Origin of the sequence: Burkholderia sp. BCC1988, assembly GCF_905339895.1 — a bacterium.
In the GTDB taxonomy this organism is placed as follows: domain Bacteria; phylum Pseudomonadota; class Gammaproteobacteria; order Burkholderiales; family Burkholderiaceae; genus Burkholderia.
The window spans coordinates 14,790-33,832 of the sequence record NZ_CAJPHA010000003.1 but is presented as its reverse complement, the minus strand read 5'-3'; the positions used below and the strand labels follow the sequence as shown (position 1 = coordinate 33,832).

At 66.7% G+C, this 19,043-nt stretch carries 17 protein-coding genes; 3 read left to right on the top strand and 14 right to left on the bottom strand.

The annotated features are described in order from the left end of the window. Positions 1-95 precede the first annotated feature (95 nt). Positions 96-851, top strand: coding sequence for a cell division protein ZapD (gene zapD, locus U4012_RS05045; RefSeq protein ID WP_044844223.1), 756 nt, complete (start codon positions 96-98; stop codon positions 849-851). Positions 852-879: 28 nt separating this feature from the next. Further along, entirely contained in the window at positions 880-1,080 is a 201-nt protein-coding gene (locus U4012_RS05040; RefSeq protein ID WP_039317342.1) for a DNA gyrase inhibitor YacG, read from the top strand. A 61-nt stretch (positions 1,081-1,141) separates the two neighbouring features. Here U4012_RS05040 and U4012_RS05035 read toward each other — a convergent pair whose 3' ends face one another. The 4 genes from U4012_RS05035 to secA form a co-directional block, all read right to left on the bottom strand. Beyond that, entirely contained in the window at positions 1,142-1,585 is a 444-nt protein-coding gene (locus tag U4012_RS05035; RefSeq protein WP_044844224.1) for an NUDIX domain-containing protein, read from the bottom strand. Next, positions 1,582-2,451 (bottom strand): ATP-binding protein, encoded by an 870-nt coding sequence (locus tag U4012_RS05030; RefSeq protein ID WP_044844225.1) that lies wholly within the window; start codon positions 2,449-2,451, stop codon positions 1,582-1,584. The genes U4012_RS05035 and U4012_RS05030 overlap by 4 nt, the downstream gene beginning before the upstream one ends. 19 nt (positions 2,452-2,470) lie before the next feature. Beyond that, positions 2,471-3,712, bottom strand: coding sequence for a bifunctional glutamate N-acetyltransferase/amino-acid acetyltransferase ArgJ (argJ, locus tag U4012_RS05025; RefSeq protein ID WP_321796699.1), 1,242 nt, complete (start codon positions 3,710-3,712; stop codon positions 2,471-2,473). A gap of 143 nt (positions 3,713-3,855) precedes the next feature. Continuing rightward, positions 3,856-6,654, bottom strand: coding sequence for a preprotein translocase subunit SecA (secA, locus tag U4012_RS05020; protein ID WP_124488223.1), 2,799 nt, complete (start codon positions 6,652-6,654; stop codon positions 3,856-3,858). Between the two features lie 267 nt (positions 6,655-6,921). On the opposite strand from secA, the gene U4012_RS05015 reads away from it, so the two are divergent. Then, a complete protein-coding gene (locus U4012_RS05015; protein ID WP_044844228.1) occupies positions 6,922-7,401 on the top strand; it encodes a DUF721 domain-containing protein in 480 nt (159 codons plus the stop codon). An 87-nt stretch (positions 7,402-7,488) separates the two neighbouring features. On the opposite strand, the gene lpxC is transcribed toward U4012_RS05015, so the two are convergent. The 10 genes from lpxC to murD all read right to left on the bottom strand — a co-directional run bounded on the left by lpxC (position 7,489) and on the right by murD (position 19,032). Beyond that, positions 7,489-8,406 carry a UDP-3-O-acyl-N-acetylglucosamine deacetylase gene (gene lpxC / locus U4012_RS05010; RefSeq protein ID WP_044844229.1) on the bottom strand — a complete coding sequence of 306 codons (918 nt, stop codon included), beginning with the start codon at positions 8,404-8,406 and terminating at the stop codon, positions 7,489-7,491. A 240-nt stretch (positions 8,407-8,646) separates the two neighbouring features. Continuing rightward, positions 8,647-9,153 (bottom strand): peroxiredoxin, encoded by a 507-nt coding sequence (locus U4012_RS05005; protein WP_321796695.1) that lies wholly within the window; start codon positions 9,151-9,153, stop codon positions 8,647-8,649. Between the two features lie 189 nt (positions 9,154-9,342). Next, a complete protein-coding gene (ftsZ, locus tag U4012_RS05000) occupies positions 9,343-10,536 on the bottom strand; it encodes a cell division protein FtsZ (protein ID WP_044844231.1) in 1,194 nt (397 codons plus the stop codon). Positions 10,537-10,647: 111 nt separating this feature from the next. Continuing rightward, positions 10,648-11,880, bottom strand: coding sequence for a cell division protein FtsA (gene ftsA, locus U4012_RS04995; protein WP_044844232.1), 1,233 nt, complete (start codon positions 11,878-11,880; stop codon positions 10,648-10,650). Between the two features lie 26 nt (positions 11,881-11,906). Continuing rightward, complete coding sequence (locus U4012_RS04990; RefSeq protein ID WP_124520021.1) at positions 11,907-12,659, bottom strand: cell division protein FtsQ/DivIB; 753 nt, start codon at positions 12,657-12,659, stop codon at positions 11,907-11,909. A gap of 19 nt (positions 12,660-12,678) precedes the next feature. Beyond that, positions 12,679-13,620 carry a D-alanine--D-alanine ligase gene (locus tag U4012_RS04985; RefSeq protein WP_321796691.1) on the bottom strand — a complete coding sequence of 314 codons (942 nt, stop codon included), beginning with the start codon at positions 13,618-13,620 and terminating at the stop codon, positions 12,679-12,681. Position 13,621: 1 nt separating this feature from the next. Next, positions 13,622-15,019 (bottom strand): UDP-N-acetylmuramate--L-alanine ligase, encoded by a 1,398-nt coding sequence (gene murC / locus U4012_RS04980; protein WP_044844234.1) that lies wholly within the window; start codon positions 15,017-15,019, stop codon positions 13,622-13,624. Continuing rightward, positions 15,016-16,119 (bottom strand): undecaprenyldiphospho-muramoylpentapeptide beta-N-acetylglucosaminyltransferase, encoded by a 1,104-nt coding sequence (gene murG, locus U4012_RS04975; RefSeq protein ID WP_044844235.1) that lies wholly within the window; start codon positions 16,117-16,119, stop codon positions 15,016-15,018. The genes murC and murG overlap by 4 nt, the downstream gene beginning before the upstream one ends. Before the next feature lie 121 nt (positions 16,120-16,240). After that, the gene (gene ftsW / locus U4012_RS04970; protein ID WP_044844236.1) at positions 16,241-17,524 is read right to left on the bottom strand and encodes a putative lipid II flippase FtsW; all 1,284 of its coding nucleotides are present in this window, start codon (positions 17,522-17,524) and stop codon (positions 16,241-16,243) included. Next, the gene (gene murD / locus U4012_RS04965) at positions 17,521-19,032 is read right to left on the bottom strand and encodes a UDP-N-acetylmuramoyl-L-alanine--D-glutamate ligase (RefSeq protein ID WP_321796688.1); all 1,512 of its coding nucleotides are present in this window, start codon (positions 19,030-19,032) and stop codon (positions 17,521-17,523) included. The genes ftsW and murD overlap by 4 nt, the downstream gene beginning before the upstream one ends. Positions 19,033-19,043 lie beyond the last annotated feature (11 nt).

The window sequence follows — 19,043 nt, the reverse complement described above, 5'->3', positions numbered from 1 at the left end:
CGTGATGGTGTACGAAATTGGTGCGTTGCTAGGGTAGACAGTGAGCATTAGAATGTCCTGCATTGTTTCAATCCCTACCCTAGAGGCGAGCGCGCTTGATTCTTTACGAGTATCCGTTCAACGAGCGAATTCGCACGCTGTTGCGCCTCGAAGACCTATTCGAGCGCTTCGCGTTCTTTTTGGCTCAGGAGGACCCGCGTGAGCATCACGTCGCGCTGACGACGCTGTTCGAAATCGCCGAGGTCACGGGCCGCGCGGACCTGAAATCGGATCTGATGAAAGAGCTCGAACGTCAACGCCAGACGCTCGCCCCCTTTCGCGGCAATCCGGGCATCGAACAGAATGCGCTCGAGTCCGTGCTCGGTGAAATCGAGCAGACGCTCGCCAATCTTGCGCAGATGCAGGGCAAAACCGGGCAGCATCTGGTCGACAACGAGTGGCTCGCCAGCATCCGCAGCCGCGCGGTGATTCCCGGCGGCACGTGCAAGTTCGACCTGCCGTCGTACTACGCGTGGCAGCAATGGCCCGCGGAACAGCGGCGCCAGGACATCGCGAAATGGATCCTGCCGCTGCTGCCGCTGCGCGATGCCGCGGCGATCGTGCTGCGGCTCGCGCGCGAATCGGGCCAGGCGTCGAAGGTGATGGCGATGCAGGGCAGCTACCAGCAGATGCTGTCGGGGCGCACCTATCAGCTGATGCAGGTGCGCGTGCCGCCGGAGCTGCGCGTGATTCCCGAAGCGAGCGCCAACAAATACATGTTGTGGGTACGGTTCACCATGCAGGACGGCGACGTGCGGCCGCGCGCGGTGGACATCGACGTGCCGTTCCATCTGACACTGTGCAATCTGTAACGGCCGTGTGCCGGTTCGACGCTTTCGTATGACTACCGTTGTGAAATGTCCTTCGTGCGGCGCAGAAGTGCGCTGGACGCCTGAAAACAAGTTCCGTCCCTTCTGTTCGGCCCGCTGCAAGCAGCTCGACCTCGGCGCATGGGCCGCGGAAAAGTACCGGATCGGCGGGTCCTCCGACGAGGGTCCGTCTTCGGAGGAAGACGGCACCGACGGCCGCCGCGACAGCTGAGCGGCGCACGGCACCGCCCATGGGCGGATACGGCCCGCCTTCCAGGCGAGCCGTCACGGCGTCATTGCGACGCCGCTTCCTTCTCGAGCAGTTCCAGCACCGGCAGCGCCGCCGGCAACAGCGGCGCGACCTCGACCGGCAGTTGCTGCCATACGAACGCCTGCCCTTCCTTGCTGTGCGGCTCGCCCGTCCAGCCCGTCACCTTGCAGAAATAGAGCCGCACGTACGCGTGTGGATAATCGTGTTCGAGCGTATGCCAGCGGTGGCTGGCCGTGACTTCGATGCCGAGCTCCTCGTGCAGCTCACGCGCCAGCGCGTCCTCGACGCTCTCCCCGGCCTCCAGCTTGCCGCCCGGAAACTCCCAATAGCCTTCATACGGCTTGCCCTGCAGCCGCTGCGCGAGCAGGTAGCGACCGTCTGGCTGCACCATCACGCCGACCGCGACCTCCGTCACCTTCCGGCCGTCGGGCGCGCGCACGGCGCTCGTTACGGAATCCGTGCTCATGCCTGCTCCTTGCGGCCCGACCAGTCGCGCGCGAACTGCCATGCGACACGCCCCGAACGCGAACCGCGCTCGAGCGCCCAGACGAGCGCATCGCCGCGTGCCGTCTCGATCTCGGCGTCCGCGCAACCGAAATGGCGCAGCCAGTGCGCGACGATGTCGAGGTAGTCGTCCTGCTTGAACGGGTAGAAGCTGACCCACAGGCCGAAGCGCTCCGACAGCGAGATCTTTTCCTCGACGACTTCGCCGGGGTGGATCTCGCCGTCCGGCAGATGCTTGTACGACTCGTTGTCGCTCATGTACTCGGGCAGCAGATGGCGGCGATTCGACGTCGCGTAGATCAGCACGTTGTCGGACTGCGCGGCGATCGAGCCGTCGAGCGCGACCTTCAGCGCCTTGTAGCCCGATTCGCCGTCCTCGAACGACAGGTCGTCGCAGAACACGATGAACCGCTCCGGACGCTGCGAGATCACCTCGACGATGTCGCCGAGATCGTGAAGATCGTCCTTGTCGACTTCGATCAGGCGCAGCCCGTCCTTCGCATAGGCGTTCAGGCACGCCTTGATCAGCGACGACTTGCCGGTGCCGCGGGCACCGGTCAGCAGCACGTTGTTCGCCGGCTTGCACTGCACGAACTGTCGCGTGTTCTGCTCGATCAGCCCTTTCTGCCGATCGATGTTGTGCAGGTCATCGAGCGTGATCGTCGACGCTGCCGGCACCGGCTGCAGATAGCCGCGCCCCTGGCGCTTGCGCCAGCGAAACGCGGTGGCGGCGTTCCAGTCGACGGCCGCCGGCGCCGGGGGCAGCATCCCCTCGAGGCGGCCGAGCAGCGCTTCCGCGCGCGTCAGAAACTGTTCGAGCTTGTCCATGTCGTTCGAGCGCTCCCGATCAGGAGCGGTAGTCCGCGTTGATGCTCACGTAATCGTGCGACAGGTCGCACGTCCAGACCGTTGCCTGCGCGTCGCCGCGGCCAAGCAGCACGCGAATCGTGATTTCGCTCTGCTTCATCACGCGCTGGCCGTCCTCTTCCTGATAAGCCGGGTTACGGCCGCCGGCCTTCGCGACGAGCACGTCGTCGAGATAGAGATCGATCTTGCCGACGTCGAGATCCGTGACGCCCGCGTAGCCGATCGCCGCGAGAATCCGGCCCAGGTTGGGGTCGGATGCATAGAAGGCCGTCTTCACCAGCGGCGAATGCCCGATCGCATACGCGATCTGGCGGCACTCGGCGACGCTCTTGCCGCCCTCGACCTGCACCGTCATGAATTTCGTCGCGCCTTCGCCGTCGCGCACGATCAGCTGCGACAGCTGCTGGGCGACCTGCGTCACAGCATCGCGCAGCGCCGCATAAGCCGGCGAGTCGGTCGACGTGATCGCGGGCAGCGTGCTTTTGCCCGACGCGATCAGGATGAACGAGTCGTTCGTCGACGTGTCGCCGTCGATCGTGATGCAGTTGAACGAGCGGTCGGCCACTTCCTTCACGAGCGTGTCGAGTACCGGCTGCGCGACGTTCGCATCGAACGCGAGGAAGCCGAGCATCGTCGCCATGTTCGGCTTGATCATGCCCGCGCCCTTGCTGATGCCCGTCAGCGTGACCGTATGGCCGTCGATCGTCACCTGGCGCGACGCGGCCTTCGGCAGCGTGTCGGTCGTCATGATCGCCTGCGCGGCGTCGTACCAGTTCGCGGCCTTGCGGTTCGCGAGCGCGGCCGGCAGCCCGGCCTTCAGGCGGTCGATCGGCAGCGGCTCGAGAATCACGCCGGTCGAGAACGGCAGCACCTGGGCGGCGTCGAGGCCCGCGAGGCGCGCGAGTTCCGCGCAGGTTTCGCGGGTGTTCGCGAGGCCTGGCTCGCCGGTGCCCGCATTCGCGTTGCCCGTGTTCACGACGAGCGCGCGGATGCCCGCGCCGCCCGCGCGCACCTTCGCGAGATGCTCGCGGCACACGATCACGGGCGCGGCGCAGAAGCGGTTCTCGGTGAATACGCCGGCGACCGTCGCCCCTTCGTCGACGGAGATGACCAGCACGTCCTTGCGATTCGGCTTGCGGATGTTCGCTTCCGCCCAGCCGAGCGTGACGCCGGCGACGGGATGGAGTTGGGCGGGATCGATCGACGGAAAATTGACAGCCATGGGGCACACCTGCCGGATGGAAAATGCCGGCACGCGCCGGCATCGATTGGAAGAACCGGCGGCCGCACGCGCGGGCCGCCGCAACTCACGTCACTGACTCGAAGCTGCGAACGAAGCGGCACGCGGATGCGCGCCGCCGCCGATCATGACAGCTTCCCGTGACATTGCTTGTACTTCTTGCCGCTGCCGCACGGGCACGGGTCGTTGCGGCCGACCTTCGGCATCTCGCCGCCGGGGCCGCTGTGGGTCATCGCGCTGCCGACCATGTCGGCCGTCGCCGTGGCCGCGGTGGCGGCCGCGACGTTCGCGACCGGCGCGCCGGATTCCGCGTAGTCGGCGTGCTGAAACTCGACGTTTTCGAGATGACCGCCGCGCTCCTCGATCTGCTCGGCGGCTTCCTCGAGCTGCTCAGGCGACTGGATCTGCACGTTCATCACGATGCGCGTGACTTCCTGCTTGATCGCGTCGAGCATCGCGGCGAACAGCTCGAACGCTTCGCGCTTGTATTCCTGCTTCGGGTTCTTCTGCGCATAGCCGCGCAGGTGGATGCCCTGGCGCAGGTGGTCGAGCGCCGCGAGGTGCTCGCGCCACAGCCGGTCGACCGTCTGCAGCATCACCGAACGCTCGAACGCGCTGAACGATTCGCGGCCGACCAGCGCGACCTTCGCCTCGTACTGCTCGTCGGCGGCGGTCGTCACGGCTTCGAGAATCTCCTCGGCCGTGATCGACGACGACTCGTTCACCATTTCCTGGATCGCGAGGTCGAGCTGCCAGTCGTTGCGCAGCGCTTCCTCGAGCTCGGGCACGTCCCACTGTTCCTCGATGCTGCCTTCCGGCACGAACTGGCGGACGACTTCGGTGATCACGCCGTGACGCATCGCCGAGATCGTCTCGGTGATGTCGTGCGCTTCGAGCAATTCGTTGCGCTGCTGGTAGATCACCTTGCGCTGGTCGTTCGACACGTCGTCGTATTCGAGCAGCTGCTTGCGGATGTCGAAGTTGCGCGCTTCGACCTTGCGCTGCGCCGATTCGATCGAACGCGTGACGATGCCGGCCTCGATCGCCTCGCCTTCCGGCATCTTCAGGCGATCCATGATCGAGCGCACGCGGTCGCCCGCGAAGATGCGCAGCAGCGGATCGTCGAGCGACAGGTAGAAGCGCGACGAGCCCGGATCGCCCTGGCGGCCCGCACGGCCGCGCAGCTGGTTGTCGATCCGGCGCGATTCATGGCGCTCGGTGCCGATGATGTGCAGGCCGCCCGCGGCCTTCACCTGCTCGTGCAGCGTTTCCCATTCGTCGTGCAACTGCTTGATGCGGCGCGCCTTTTCGTCGGCCGGGATCGCTTCGTCGGCTTCGATGAACGCGGCCTGCTTCTCGGCGTTGCCGCCGAGCACGATGTCGGTACCGCGACCGGCCATGTTGGTCGCGATCGTGATGCGCTTCGGACGGCCGGCTTCCGCGACGATCGCCGCTTCACGCTCGTGCTGCTTCGCGTTCAGCACCTCGTGCGGCAGCCCGGCCTGCTTCAGCAGGTGCGACAGCAGTTCCGAGTTCTCGATCGAGGTCGTGCCGACCAGCACCGGCTGACCGCGCTCGTAGCACTCGCGAATGTCGCGGATCACCGCGTCGTAGCGCTCCTTGGCCGTCTTGTAGATCTGGTCCTGCTTGTCGATCCGCTTCGGCGGACGGTTGGTCGGGATCACGACCGTCTCGAGGCCGTAGATCTCGTTGAATTCGTACGCTTCGGTGTCCGCCGTGCCCGTCATGCCCGCGAGCTTCGCGTACATCCGGAAGTAGTTCTGGAACGTGATCGAGGCGAGCGTCTGGTTCTCGCTCTGGATCTTCACGTGCTCCTTCGCCTCGACCGCCTGGTGCAGGCCGTCGGACCAGCGGCGGCCCGCCATCAGGCGGCCCGTGAATTCGTCGACGATCACCACTTCGCCGTTCTGCACGACGTAGTGCTGATCCTTGTGGAACAGCGTGTGGGCGCGCAGCGCCGCGTACACGTGGTGCATCAGCGTGATGTTCTGCGGTGCGTACAGGCTCTCGCCCTCGCCGATCAGGCCCCACTCGGCGAGCAGCCGCTCGGCCTTCTCGTGGCCCGACTCCGTCAGGAACACCTGGCGCGACTTCTCGTCGAGCGTGTAGTCGCCCGGCTTCTCGACGCCCGTGCCATCGGCCTTCTCCTCGCCGATCTGGCGCTCGAGCAGCGGCGGCAGCGCGTTCATCCGCACGTACAGCTCGGTGTGGTCTTCCGCCTGGCCCGAAATGATCAGCGGCGTACGCGCCTCGTCGATCAGGATCGAGTCCACTTCGTCGACGACCGCGAAGTTCAGGGCCCGCTGCACGCGCGCGTCGGTCTCGTAGACCATGTTGTCGCGCAGGTAGTCGAAGCCGAACTCGTTGTTCGTGCCGTAGGTGATGTCCGACGCGTAGGCCTGCTGCTTCTGGTCGTGCTCCATGCCGGACAGGTTGATGCCGACTGACAGACCGAGGAAGTTGTAGAGGCGCGCCATCCATTCGGCGTCGCGCTGCGCGAGGTAGTCGTTGACCGTCACCACGTGCACGCCACGGCCGGCCAGCGCATTCAGGTACACGGGCAGCGTCGCGACGAGCGTCTTGCCTTCGCCGGTGCGCATTTCCGCGATCTTGCCGTAGTGGAGCACCATGCCGCCGATCAGCTGCACGTCGAAATGGCGCATCTTCAGCACGCGGCGGCTCGCCTCCCGGCAGACCGCGAACGCCTCGGGCAGCAGCTTGTCGAGCGACTCGCCGCCCGCGATCCGCTGGCGGAACTCATCCGTCTTGCCGCGCAACTGGTCGTCCGTCAGCTTCTCGATCTGCGTTTCGAGCGCATTGATCGTCGCGACGGTCTTTTGGTATTGCTTGACGAGCCGCTGGTTGCGGCTGCCAAAAATTTTCTGGAGAAAACCGGTTGTCATCGGATCGGATCCTGCGTCGCAGCACCGGCGCCCGGCGCGTGTTGCGCGCCCCGACGCCCGAGCCTCGGCGGCTTAGCGAATTAGTGGAATCAAACGAGGAATTTTAGCACGCGAGGAAGCATGCGCCGGTGTCCCGGCCCGACCCACGCCGCACGCCGAACCCGTGCAGGCAACCGGGCGCACGGCCCGAAAGCCGCCCGTGCGGGAGCCGGCGCGGGTACAATCGGCGTCAACGTCCGCGCCCGTGCGCGCCCGAAGAATGCCTCGATGAACCGATTTTCCAAGCGTTTCGGCCCGCTCCCCGCGTATCGCCCGCAACCCGTGTCCGAAGTGCTCAACCGCACCGACGCGTTCGCGGCGCTGCGCGCCGGCGTCGAGCAGGTCGCGTCGCTGCAGCGCGACCTCGCGGCGCTCCTGCCCGACTATCTTGCGAGTCATGTCGAACCGGGCTCCATCAAGGACGGCACCCTGACCCTCTTTGCCGCGCACAATGCGCTCGCGGCCCGCCTGCGGCAGGTCGAGCCGCGCCTGCTCGCCGATCTCCAGAAGCGCGGCTGGCCGGTCTCGGCGCTGCGCGTTCGCGTGCGTCCGAAGGACGCGCCGGAACCGCCGCACGTGAAGCAGGCGCGCATGACGACCGTCGGCGCCGCCGCGTTGCGCGAGCTCGCCGATCACCTCGAGCCGTCGCCGCTGCAGGCCGCGCTCGCGCGGATGGCCGCACGGCACGGCGCGAAGTCGTCGCGCTGAACGCGCGCCCCCGCCCGTGCGGGCCGGCCGCCCAATAAAAAAGCGACCCGAAGGTCGCTTTTTTTATCGCGGGGCGCCGGACGCCGATCAGGCGAAGGCCGTCTGCGCGTCGAACGCGAAGCCCTTCGGCGCAGCCTGCGGATCGTCGAACGTGACGATCTCGTACGCGTCTTCGTGCGCGAGCAGTTCGCGCAGCAGCGCGTTGTTCAGCCCGTGCCCCGACTTGTACGCGGTGTACGACGCCAGCAGCGGATGGCCGACCACGTACAGGTCGCCGATCGCATCGAGCATCTTGTGCTTCACGAACTCGTCGTCGTAACGCAGCCCGTCGTTGTTCAGGATCCGGTACTCGTCGAGCACGATCGCGTTGTCCATGCTGCCGCCGCGCGCGAGACCCAGCTCGCGCATCATTTCGACTTCATGGGCAAAACCGAACGTGCGCGCACGCGCGATCTCGCGCACGTACGACGTATTCGCGAAATCGACCTCGAGTTCCTGGCCGGTCTTGTCGACGGCCGGGTGACGAAAGTCGATCGTGAACTTCAGCTTGAAGCCGAAATACGGATCGAGACGCGCGAACTTGTCGCCGTCGCGGATTTCGACCGGCTTCTTCACCTTGATGAAGCGCTTCGGCGCGTTCTGCTCCTCGATGCCCGCGGACTGGATCAGGAACACGAAGGACGCGGCGCTGCCGTCCATGATCGGGATTTCCTCGGCCGTCACATCGACATAGAGGTTGTCGATGCCGAGGCCGGCGCACGCCGACATCAGGTGCTCGACGGTCGACACGCGCGCTCCATCCTTCTGCAGCACCGACGCGAGCCGCGTGTCGCCGATCGACATCGCGGATGCCGGAATGTCGACAGGCGTGGGCAGGTCGACGCGCGAGAATACGATCCCCGTGCCCGGCGCGGCCGGGCGGAGCGTCAGTTCGACCTTGCGGCCCGAGTGGAGACCGATGCCCACGGTCTTCACGATCGATTTGATGGTGCGCTGCTTCAACATGGTGTTCTTCGTCTTGATTGAGAATATCAATCAGGAGTTATATTCGATAGGTGAGATTATAGCGTAATTCCCTATTCGACGCTGTTTGAAACTGCGTATCAATCTGTTTCGACTGGTTACCCGCGCCGATACGGGACGGGCCGATGCCCGGAACGGAGGCGTTTCCGGTCATCGGCCCGTGTTACAACTGCCCTGAGGCCGGTGAGCAGCGTTGCCGGCAGGCAACGGCGCACCGCACGATCAGGACTTCAACGTCGCGAGCACACTCGCCGCATCGCTCACTTCGAACTTGCCCGGCGCTTCGACGGCCAGCGTCTTGACCACACCGTCGTCGACCACCATCGCGTAGCGCAGGGAACGGATTCCCATGCCACGCGCGGACAAATCCTGCGTCAGCCCCAGCGCATGAGTGAAAGCAGCGCTGCCGTCCGCCATCATGCGCACCTTGCCCGCGGTGTGCAGATCACGTCCCCATGCGCCCATCACGAATGCGTCGTTGACGGACACGCACCAGAGCTCGTCGATGCCCGCCGAGCGCAGTTGCTCGGCGTGCTCGACATAGCCCGGCACATGCTGCGCCGAGCAGGTCGGCGTGAAAGCTCCCGGCAATCCGAAGATCACCACCCGCTTTCCCGCAACCTGGTCGCGCACGCGGAAGGCATTCGGCCCCAGCGTGCAGCCTTCGCGCGCGTCGTCGATGAACTCGAACAGTTGCGCGTCGGGCAGCGCGTCGCCCACTTGAATCATGGCTGGTCCCTCATAGCGATACGGTTTTTCAGCGTGTTGCGGACAGCACGGCCCATCCCGCCTCGCTCGAGCGAAGAGGGCACGTTTCCCGGCCCGGCGTCGCATCCGACGCGGCCTGTCGTGGTCCGTGGCATCCGTCACGCCGGCGTTACCGCGGCAAACTTGCCGCGGCTTCGCCTGTGTGCGTCGTCAGTCAGCCTGCTTGCGCAGGAAAGCCGGGATGTCGTACGTGTCGACCCCCTTCTCCTGCAGCGCCTGCACGTGCGATGCCGCGGTTTCGCGCGAGTTGCGCCACACCGCCGGCGTATCGAGCGCGCCGTAGTCGGCCGTGCTGACGTGCTGCGGCTGCGCATAGCCGTGCGAGACGTTCACCGGCTGGTTGTCGGTGCCGGTGCGCAGCAGCGTCATCGGAGCCGATTGCTGCTTCTTCGCCGCACGGCCCAGACCCGTCGCCACGACCGTCACGCGCAACGCATCGCCCATCGCGTCGTCGTACACCGCACCGAAGATCACCGTGGCATCTTCCGCCGCGTAGCTCTTGATCGTGTTCATCACTTCGCGCGTTTCCGACAGACGCAGCGAACGGCTCGACGTGATGTTGACCAGCACGCCGCGCGCGCCCGACAGATCGACGCCTTCGAGCAGCGGGCTCGCCACGGCCTGTTCCGCCGCGAGGCGTGCGCGATCGACGCCGGCGACCGTCGCCGTGCCCATCATCGCCTTGCCCTGCTCGCCCATCACCGTCTTCACGTCTTCGAAGTCGACGTTCACGAGGCCATCGACATTGATGATTTCGGCAATGCCCGCAACCGCGTTGTTCAACACGTCGTCCGCGCACTGGAAGCACTTGTCCATCTCGGCGTCATCGCCCATCACGTCGAACAGCTTGTCGTTCAGGACGACGATCAGCGAGTCGACGTGATCCTCCAGTTGCTGCGAGCCTGCTTCCGCGACGCGCATGCGCTTGCCGCCTTCGAATTCGAACGGCTTGCTGACGACACCCACCGTCAGGATGCCCATCTCCTTCGCGATCTGCGCGACCACCGGCGCCGCGCCCGTGCCCGTGCCGCCACCCATGCCGGCCGTGATGAACACCATGTGCGCGCCACGCAGTGCGTCGGCGATGCGCTCACGCGCCTCTTCCGCCGCCGCCTTGCCCATTTCCGGCTTCGCGCCGGCGCCGAGGCCCGTGTTGCCGAGCTGGATCACGGACGGTGCGCGCGCACGCGACAGCGCCTGTGCGTCGGTGTTCATCACGATGAAGTCGACGCCCTGCACGCCACGGTTGATCATGTGCTGAACGGCATTGCCGCCAGCGCCGCCAACGCCGACCACCTTGATGATGGTGCCGTTGGTTTCGGTTTCCAGCATTTCGAATTCCATTGTTGCCTCCGTCAAGAAAATAGAACTACTCGGCCGTTATTCGGCAGGAGATCGGGCAACCCCCTGTCGCGCGCCAGCCGCCGGCACCGGCGCGAATTTCGATTCGGTATGTCAAAAGTTGCTCAGGAACCATTCCTTCATCCGCGAGAAGATCTGCCCCGCGTTGCCGGACTGCACGGCGACCTTGCGGCCGCGCATGCGCTGCGCACTGCCTTCGACCAGCAGGCCCATCGCCGTCGAGTAGCGCGGGTTGCGCACCACGTCGGCGAGGCCGCCTGCGTATTCCGGCGCGCCGATGCGCACCGGTTTCAGGAAAATGTCTTCGCCGAGCTCGACCATGCCCGGCATCATCGAAGCCCCGCCGGTAATGACCACGCCGGAGCTCAGCAGTTCTTCGTAACCCGACTCGCGCACGACCTGCTGCACGAGCGAGAACAGTTCCTCGACGCGCGGCTCGATCACGGCGGCAAGCGCCTGGCGCGACAGCGTGCGCGGACCGCGTTCGCCGAGGCCCGGCACTTCGACCATCTCGTCCGGATCGGCGAGCGCCTGCTTCGCGATCCCGTAGCCGACCTTGATGTCTTCCGCGTCCGGCGTCGGCGTGCGCAGCGCCATCGCGATGTCGCTCGTGATCTGGTCGCCGGCGATCGGAATCACTGCGGTGTGGCGGATCGCGCCTTCGGCGAAGATCGCGATGTCGGTCGTGCCGCCGCCGACGTCGACCAGCACCACGCCGAGATCCTTCTCGTCTTCAGTCAGCACGGCCAGCGACGACGCGAGCGGCTGCAGGATCAGGTCGTTCACTTCCAGCCCGCAGCGGCGCACGCACTTGACGATGTTCTGCGCGGCGCTGACCGCACCGGTCACGATGTGCACCTTCACCTCGAGGCGGATCCCGCTCATGCCGATCGGCTCGCGCACGTCTTCCTGGCCGTCGATGATGAATTCCTGCGTGAGGATGTGCAGCACCTGCTGGTCGGTCGGGATGTTGATCGCCTTCGCGGTCTCGATCACGCGCGCGACGTCGGTCTGCGTGACTTCCTTGTCCTTGATCGCGACCATCCCGCTCGAGTTGAAGCTGCGGATGTGGCTGCCGGCGATCCCCGTGAACACGTTGGTGATCTTGCAGTCGGCCATCAGCTCGGCTTCCTCGAGCGCGCGCTGGATCGACTGCACGGTGGCCTCGATGTTGACCACCACGCCCTTCTTCAGACCTTTCGACTCGCTCTGGCCGAGGCCGATCACCTCGTAATGGCCTTCGCCCTTCAGCTCGGCGACGATGGCCACCACCTTCGACGTGCCGATGTCGAGGGAAACCAGCAGATCCTTGTAGTCTTTGCTCATAAAGTGCTCTTGCGTGTGATCTCTCGTTACTTCTTGCGCTTGTCGGTATCGGTCAGGAACCGCATGCCTGCCGCACGAATCGCGAATCCGTTCGGATAACGCAGGTCCGCGTACTCGATGTCGTTGCCCCAACGCTCCGTGACAGCCGGCCACGCGGCGACGAGGCGCTGGCTCCGGTCATGCAGCGACTCGCTGTTGCGTTCCTTGCCCAGCTCGACCTGCATGCCGTTCGACAGCTTCACCGTCCACGCGTAGCGCGCCGACAGCGTCACTTCTTCCGGCGCCGCCTTCAGCGGCGCAAACCAGTTCGCGAAGTCGTGATACCGCGTGACGACTTCCTTCGCACTGCCCTCCGGGCCGTCGAACGCGGGCAATTCCTGATCCAGTTCGCCCTGGTTCGCGGTGAACAGCTCGCCGTCGACGCTCACGAGCTGCGCACTGCCCCAGGTCCCGAGCGGTTTGTACTCCTCGAGCGTGACAGCCAGCGCATTCGGCCACACCCGGCGCACGCTCGCGTGGCGCACCCACGGCATCTGCTCGAACGCGGCCCGCGCCGCGTCGAGATCGACCGTGAAGAAATTGCCCTTCAGCCGGCCGACCACGCCCGCACGCACCGTCGGCGAGTTGATGTGCTCGGTGTCGCCATCGATCCGGATTTCGCGCAGCGCGAACGTCGGACGCTGGATCAGCCAGTAGCAGCCGGCCGCCGCCAACACGAGCAGCAACAGCGCGTACAGCGCGCTGGCGGCAAGGTTGAGTTGGCGAACGTTGTTCCACATACGTCGTTCCGTTCCTGCGTCAGTCGTTGAGCGTAAGCGACAGCACCTTCACGACCAGCTCCGAATAGCTGATGCCGATCGAGCGCGCGGCCTTCGGCGGCAACGAGTGGTCGGTCATCCCGGGGGCCGTGTTCACTTCCAGGAAATACGCGTTGCCGGCGGCGTCGAGCATGAAGTCCGCCCGGCCCCAGTCGGTGCAGCCGAGCACGTCGAACGCGCGGCGCGCGATGCGCTTCAGTTCCGCTTCCTGTTCGGCGGGCAGGCCGCACGGGATCAGGTACTGCGTGTCGTCGGCGACATACTTCGCGTGGTAGTCGTAGAACTCGCCGGCCGGCACGATCTTGATCAGCGGCAGGTCGAGATCGCCGGCGATGCACGCGGTGTATTCACCGCCGCCTTCGATGCTCTTCTCGACGATCACGATCTTGTCGTGCGTCGCCGCTTCCGACAGTGCGGCGGGCAACGCGTCGGCCGTCTTCACCTTCAGCACCGCGACGCTCGAGCCTTCGCTCGCCGGCTTCACGAACAGCGGCAGGCCGAGCTTCGCGACGAAGTCCGTCGCGCGCGCCGCGTAGTCGTCGCCGCGCATCACCGTCTCGAACGGCGGCGTCGGCACGCCCGTCTGCTGCCACACGAGCTTCGTGCGGAACTTGTCGAGGCCGAGCGCCGAGCCGAGCACGCCGCTGCCCGTGTAGCGGATCCCGTAGAAATCGAGTGCGCCCTGGATCTGGCCGTTCTCGCCGTAGCCGCCGTGCAGCGCGTTGAACGCGCGCACGAAGCCTTCGTCCTTCAGCGCCGACAGCGGCCGCTCGGCCGGGTCGAACGGATGCGCGTCGACGCCCGCGTCGCGCAGGCCCTGCAGCACGAGGCGGCCCGAGGTGAGCGACACCTCGCGCTCGGCGGATTCGCCGCCGAACAACACCGCCACCTTGCCGAAACGTTTCGGATCGATCCCGCTCATGTCATGCCTTCTGTTGAGTGTGTTGCACGAGCTTCGCCGGCACGCCGCCGATCGAACCCGCGCCCATCGTGATCACCACGTCGCCGTTCTGCGCGACCTTCGCCAATGCATCCGGCACGTCGTCGACCGTCGCGACGAACACCGGGTCAACCTTCCCCACCGCGCGCAGCGCACGCGACAGCGCGTCGCCGTTGGCCGTCGCGATCGCCGCTTCGCCCGCGGCATAAACTTCCGTCAGCACCAGCGCGTCGACCGTCGACAGCACGTTGACGAAATCGTCGAAGCAGTCGCGCGTGCGCGTGTAGCGGTGCGGCTGGAACGCCAGCACGAGGCGGCGGCCCGGGAACGCGCCGCGCGCGGCCGCGATCGTCGCGGCCATCTCGACCGGGTGGTGGCCGTAATCGTCGATCAGCGTGTACTGGCCGCCGTCCGCGCTCGGCACCTCGCCGTAGCGCTGGAAGCGCCGGCCGACGCCGTTGAATTCCGCGAGCGCCAGCTGGATCGCGTCGTCCGCCACGCCGAGATCGGTCGCGATCGCGATCGCCGCGAGCGCGTTCTGCACGTTGTGCAGGCCCGGCAGGTTCAGCACCACCGCGAGCGGCGCACGGCCTTCGCGGATCACCGTGAAGTGCATGCGGCCGTCGCGCGCGTCGATGTCTTCCGCGCGCACCTGCGCGTCCGGCGACAGCCCGTAGCGCACGACCGGCTTCGAGATGAACGGGATGATCTGCCGCACGTTCGGATCGTCGACGCACACCACCGCGCTGCCGTAGAACGGCAGGCGCTGCGTGAACTCGATGAACGCCTGCTTGAGCCGCGCGAAATCGTGGCCGTAGGTGTCCATGTGATCGGCGTCGATGTTCGTGATGACTTCGATCACCGGATACAGGTTCAGGAACGACGCGTCCGACTCGTCGGCCTCGGCGACGATGAAGTCGCCCGTGCCGAGCCGCGCGTTCGCGCCGGCGCTGATCAGCCGGCCGCCGATCACGAAGGTCGGGTCGAGGCCGCCTGCCGCGAGCACGCTCGCGACGAGGCTCGTCGTCGTGGTCTTGCCGTGCGTGCCGGCGATCGCGATGCCCTGCTTCAGGCGCATCAGTTCCGCGAGCATCACCGCGCGCTGCACGATCGGCACGCGCTGGCTACGCGCGGCCAGCACCTCAGGGTTGTCCGAGCGCACGGCCGTCGATACGACGACCGCGTTCGCGCCCTCGATGTTCGCCGCGTCGTGGCCGATCGCGATCCGCGCGCCGAGCGCCTCGAGACGGTCAGTCACCGCGTTGCGCGACAGGTCCGAGCCGCTGACCTCGTAGCCGAGGTTGACGAGCACTTCGGCGATGCCGCTCATGCCCGCGCCGCCGATCCCGACAAAATGAATGTGTTTGACGATGTGTTTCATTGCAGTTTTTCCAGGTTCGCGCCGGCCGCCTTCGCGCAGACACGCGCGACTTCGTCGGTGGCCTCGGGCTTCGCCAGCGAGCGCGAACGCTCCGCCATGTCCGCGAGCGACGCCCGCGACTGGCCGCGCAGCCAGTCGGCGAGCAGTTCCGCCGACAGGTCGCGTTGTTGCACCAGCACGGCCGCGCCCGCATCGGCGAGGAACGCGGCGTTGGTCGTCTGGTGGTCGTCGACCGCGTACGGGAACGGCACGAACAGCGCCGCCACGCCCACCGCCGCGATCTCCGACACCGTCATCGCGCCGGAACGGCAGATCACCAGATCCGCCGCCGCGTACGCGCTCGCCATGTCGTCGATGAACGGCACGAGCCGCACGTCTTCGCCGGCCGCGAAACCGGCCGCTTCGTAATTCGCCTTCAGCGCGTCGATGTGCTTCGCGCCGGCCTGGTGCACGACGCGCGGGCGCTCGTCCGGCGTCAGCAGCGCCAGCGCGCGCGGCACGACTTCGTTCAGCGCGGCCGCACCGAGGCTGCCGCCGACGACCAGCACGTTCAGCGGGCCGCTGCGCGACGCATAGCGTGCTTTGGGCGGTTCCGTGTGCGCAAGTTCCGCACGAATCGGGTTGCCCGTCCATTCCGCGTGCGGCAGCGCGCCGGGAAACGCGACGAGCACGCGTTTGGCCAGTTTCGCGAGCACCTTGTTAGTCAGGCCCGCGATCGAATTCTGTTCGTGCAGCACCAGCGGACGACCCGACAGCGCGGCCATCACGCCCGCCGGGAACGTGATGTAGCCGCCCATCCCGAGCACGACGTCGGGCCGCACGCGGCGCAGTGCGCCGAGGCTCTGCCAGCATGCGCGCAGCAGGTTGAACGGCAGCGTCAGCTTGGTCTTCAGGCCCTTGCCGCGCAGTCCGCCGAAGCGCACGTATTCCATCGGAATGCCGTGCTTCGGCACGAGCGTCGCTTCCATCCCGGCCGGATTGCCGAGCCATACGACGCGCCAGCCCGCCGCTTCCATCCGGTGCGCGACCGCGAGCCCCGGGAACACGTGGCCCCCGGTGCCGCCTGCCATCACCATCAGCGTGCGTCGCGACGCGGTCATACCTTCCCTCCCCGCATCAGCAAGAATGAACGAACGTTTTGGCTACGGCCGCTACGCTTAACTTCGCACGCTTCGCGCACGAAGTTAGCCTTCGCCGAAATCGCGTACTGACGCAGGGAGGTCATACCTTCCCTCCCCGCATCAGTACGCGATTTTCATAATCGACCCGCAGCAGCACCGCGAGCGCGACACAGTTCAGCAGGATGCCCGAACCGCCATAGCTCACGAGCGGCAGCGTCAGGCCCTTGGTCGGCAGCAGGCCGAGGTTCACGCCCATGTTGATGAACGTCTGCGCGCCGAACCAGATGCCGATGCCCTTCGCCGTCAGGCCCGCGAACGTGCGATCGAGCGCGAGCGCCTGGCGGCCGATCTCGAACGCGCGGCGCACGATCCAGTAGAACAGCAGGATCACGACCATCACGCCGACGAAGCCGAGTTCCTCGCCGATCACCGCGAGGATGAAGTCGGTATGCGCTTCGGGCAGGTAGTTCAGCTTCTCGACGCTGCCGCCGAGGCCGACGCCGAACCACTCGCCGCGGCCGAACGCGATCAGCGAATGCGTGAGCTGGTACGCCTTGCCCTGCGCATAGCGTTCGTCCCACGGATCGAGATACGCGAAGATCCGCTCGCGACGCCACGGCGACAGCCATACGAGCATCGTGAAGGTGCCGACCGCCGTCGCGACCAGGCCGCCGAACAGCTTGCCGTTCACGCCGCCGAGGAACAGCACGCCCATCGCGATCGCGGCGACCACCATGAACGCGCCCATGTCCGGCTCGAGCAGCAGCAGCGCGCCGACGAGACCGACCGCGAACGCCATCGGAAGAAAGCCTTTCGCGAAGCTCTGCATGTACTCCTGCTTGCGCACCGTGTAGTTCGCCGCGTAGATCGTCACCGCGAGCTTCATGATTTCCGACGGCTGCATGTTCGTGATGCCGAGCGGAATCCAGCGGCGCGCGCCGTTCACGCCCTTGCCGACGTGCGGGATCAGCACGATCACGAGGCCGACCAGCGCGATCAGGAAGAGATGCGGCGCGTATTTGTCCCAGGTCGACACCGGCACGCGGAACGCGATCACCGCCGCGATGAACGCGACGACGAGCGACACGCAGTGGCGCATCAGGAACGCGTAATCGTGATACGACGCGTATTTCGGCGAATCGGGCATCGCGATCGACGCCGAATACACCATCACGACGCCGAGCCCGAGCAGCGCGATCGCGACCCACAGCAGCGAGTAGTCGAAGTCGAGCATCCGCGAGCGGCTCGGCCGCACGCCGTTGACGACGCTCGCGAGGCCGCCGGTCGCAGCGCGCGTGGCGGACGCGACGCGGCCGCCGGCGGCATTGCCGCCGGTGTCGCGCCGGTCGTTGAAACGGGAGACGAGGCGATCGGACCAGCTCATGGCGTCGCTCCTTTGTCGATGGCGACTTCATCCACCGCCGCGCGGAACACCTCCGCGCGATGGGCGTAGTTCCTGAACATGTCGAGGCTCGCGCACGCGGGCGACAGCAGCACCGCATCGCCCGGCTCGGCGAGCTCGGCGGCGGCACGCACCGCGCCTTCGAGCGTCGCGTGGTCCGCGAGCGGCACGCCGGTTTCGGCGAGCGTGTCGCGAATCGCCGGCGCGTCGCGGCCGATCAGCATCACCGCACGACACCAGCGCGCGACCGGCGCGACCAGCGGCGCGAAATCCTGCCCCTTGCCGTCGCCGCCGGCGATCAGCACGACCTTCTGCGCGAGCCCGTCGAGCGCGGCCACCGTCGCGCCGACGTTCGTTCCCTTGCTGTCGTCGACGTAGTCCACGTCGTCGATCGTCGCGATCACTTCGACGCGATGCGCCTCGCCGCGGTATTCGCGCAGCGCGTGCAGCAGCGGCGCTGCGGCCAAGTCGATCGCACGCGCGAGCGCGAACGCGGCCAGCGCGTTCGCCGCGTTGTGCAGCCCGCGGATGCGCAGCGCGTCGACCGGCATCAGGCGCTTCTGCGCGATGTCGGGCGTATGCGCGCCGTCGCGCTTGCGCCGGCGGGTCGTCGTCGTTTCGTCCGGCGCGTCGCGGTCGACCGCTTCGACCAGCCACGCGATACCGTTATCGCGGGACAGCCCGTAGTCGCCGTCCTGCACCGGTTCGTTCAGCCCGAACGTGACCGTGCGCGCCGCATCGGCCGCGCCGGCGGCCGGCGCGAACTTCATCACGGCCGCATCGTCGCGGTTGAGCACGCGCGTGGTCGTCGCGCCGAAGATCCGGCCCTTCGCGGCCGCATACGCGTCGAAGCTGCCGTGCCAGTCGAGGTGATCCTGCGTGATGTTGAGAATCGCGGCCGCGTCGGGCGCGAACGTGCGCGCCGTCTCGAGCTGGAAGCTCGACAGTTCGAGCACCCAGACGTCGGGCAGCGCCGTCTCGTCGATCGCGCCCGCGAGCCGGTCGAGCATCGCCGGGCTGATGTTGCCGGCGACGGCGACCTTCTTGCCCGAACGCCGGCACAGCAGGCCCGTCAGGCTCGTCGTCGTGGTCTTGCCGTTGGTGCCGGTGATCGCGAGCACCTTCGGCTGGTAGCCGCTCGTGCCGAGCGCGCGCAGCGCCTGCGCGAAGAATTCCAGTTCGCCCCAGACCGCGATCGCGCGCTCGTTCGCGGCCGCGATCAGCGCCGCCAGCGCCGGTTCGAGCGGCGACAGGCCGGGGCTCAGCCCGACGATCTCGACGCCGCCGTCGAGCAGCGCGGGCGTGAACGGCCCGCCGACGAACTCCGCATCGATGCCTTCGGCCTGCAGCGCGGCAAGGTTCGGCGGCGCCTCGCGGGTATCGGCAATACGCAGCCGGCACCCGTGCCTCGCGCACCACCGCGCGATCGCGAGACCCGATTCACCGAGCCCCAGTACGAGCACCATCGGCCGCTGCCGATCTCCAAACATCTCGCCAGACA

What these genes read in the sequence shown, in the direction of transcription:
- argJ (WP_321796699.1), bottom strand. Translation starts at nt 3,712, where the DNA reads ATGGCTGTCAATTTTCCGTCGATCGATCCCGCCCAACTCCATCCCGTC.
- U4012_RS04990 (WP_124520021.1), bottom strand. Translation starts at nt 12,659, where the DNA reads ATGTGGAACAACGTTCGCCAACTCAACCTTGCCGCCAGCGCGCTGTAC.
- ftsW (WP_044844236.1), bottom strand. Translation starts at nt 17,524, where the DNA reads ATGAGCTGGTCCGATCGCCTCGTCTCCCGTTTCAACGACCGGCGCGAC.
- ftsA (WP_044844232.1), bottom strand. Translation starts at nt 11,880, where the DNA reads ATGAGCAAAGACTACAAGGATCTGCTGGTTTCCCTCGACATCGGCACG.
- U4012_RS04985 (WP_321796691.1), bottom strand. Translation starts at nt 13,620, where the DNA reads ATGAGCGGGATCGATCCGAAACGTTTCGGCAAGGTGGCGGTGTTGTTC.
- murC (WP_044844234.1), bottom strand. Translation starts at nt 15,019, where the DNA reads ATGAAACACATCGTCAAACACATTCATTTTGTCGGGATCGGCGGCGCG.
- ftsZ (WP_044844231.1), bottom strand. Translation starts at nt 10,536, where the DNA reads ATGGAATTCGAAATGCTGGAAACCGAAACCAACGGCACCATCATCAAG.
- U4012_RS05005 (WP_321796695.1), bottom strand. Translation starts at nt 9,153, where the DNA reads ATGATTCAAGTGGGCGACGCGCTGCCCGACGCGCAACTGTTCGAGTTC.
- murG (WP_044844235.1), bottom strand. Translation starts at nt 16,119, where the DNA reads ATGACCGCGTCGCGACGCACGCTGATGGTGATGGCAGGCGGCACCGGG.
- U4012_RS05030 (WP_044844225.1), bottom strand. Translation starts at nt 2,451, where the DNA reads ATGGACAAGCTCGAACAGTTTCTGACGCGCGCGGAAGCGCTGCTCGGC.
- murD (WP_321796688.1), bottom strand. Translation starts at nt 19,032, where the DNA reads ATGTTTGGAGATCGGCAGCGGCCGATGGTGCTCGTACTGGGGCTCGGT.
- secA (WP_124488223.1), bottom strand. Translation starts at nt 6,654, where the DNA reads ATGACAACCGGTTTTCTCCAGAAAATTTTTGGCAGCCGCAACCAGCGG.
- U4012_RS05040 (WP_039317342.1), top strand. Translation starts at nt 880, where the DNA reads ATGACTACCGTTGTGAAATGTCCTTCGTGCGGCGCAGAAGTGCGCTGG.
- lpxC (WP_044844229.1), bottom strand. Translation starts at nt 8,406, where the DNA reads ATGTTGAAGCAGCGCACCATCAAATCGATCGTGAAGACCGTGGGCATC.
- U4012_RS05015 (WP_044844228.1), top strand. Translation starts at nt 6,922, where the DNA reads ATGAACCGATTTTCCAAGCGTTTCGGCCCGCTCCCCGCGTATCGCCCG.
- U4012_RS05035 (WP_044844224.1), bottom strand. Translation starts at nt 1,585, where the DNA reads ATGAGCACGGATTCCGTAACGAGCGCCGTGCGCGCGCCCGACGGCCGG.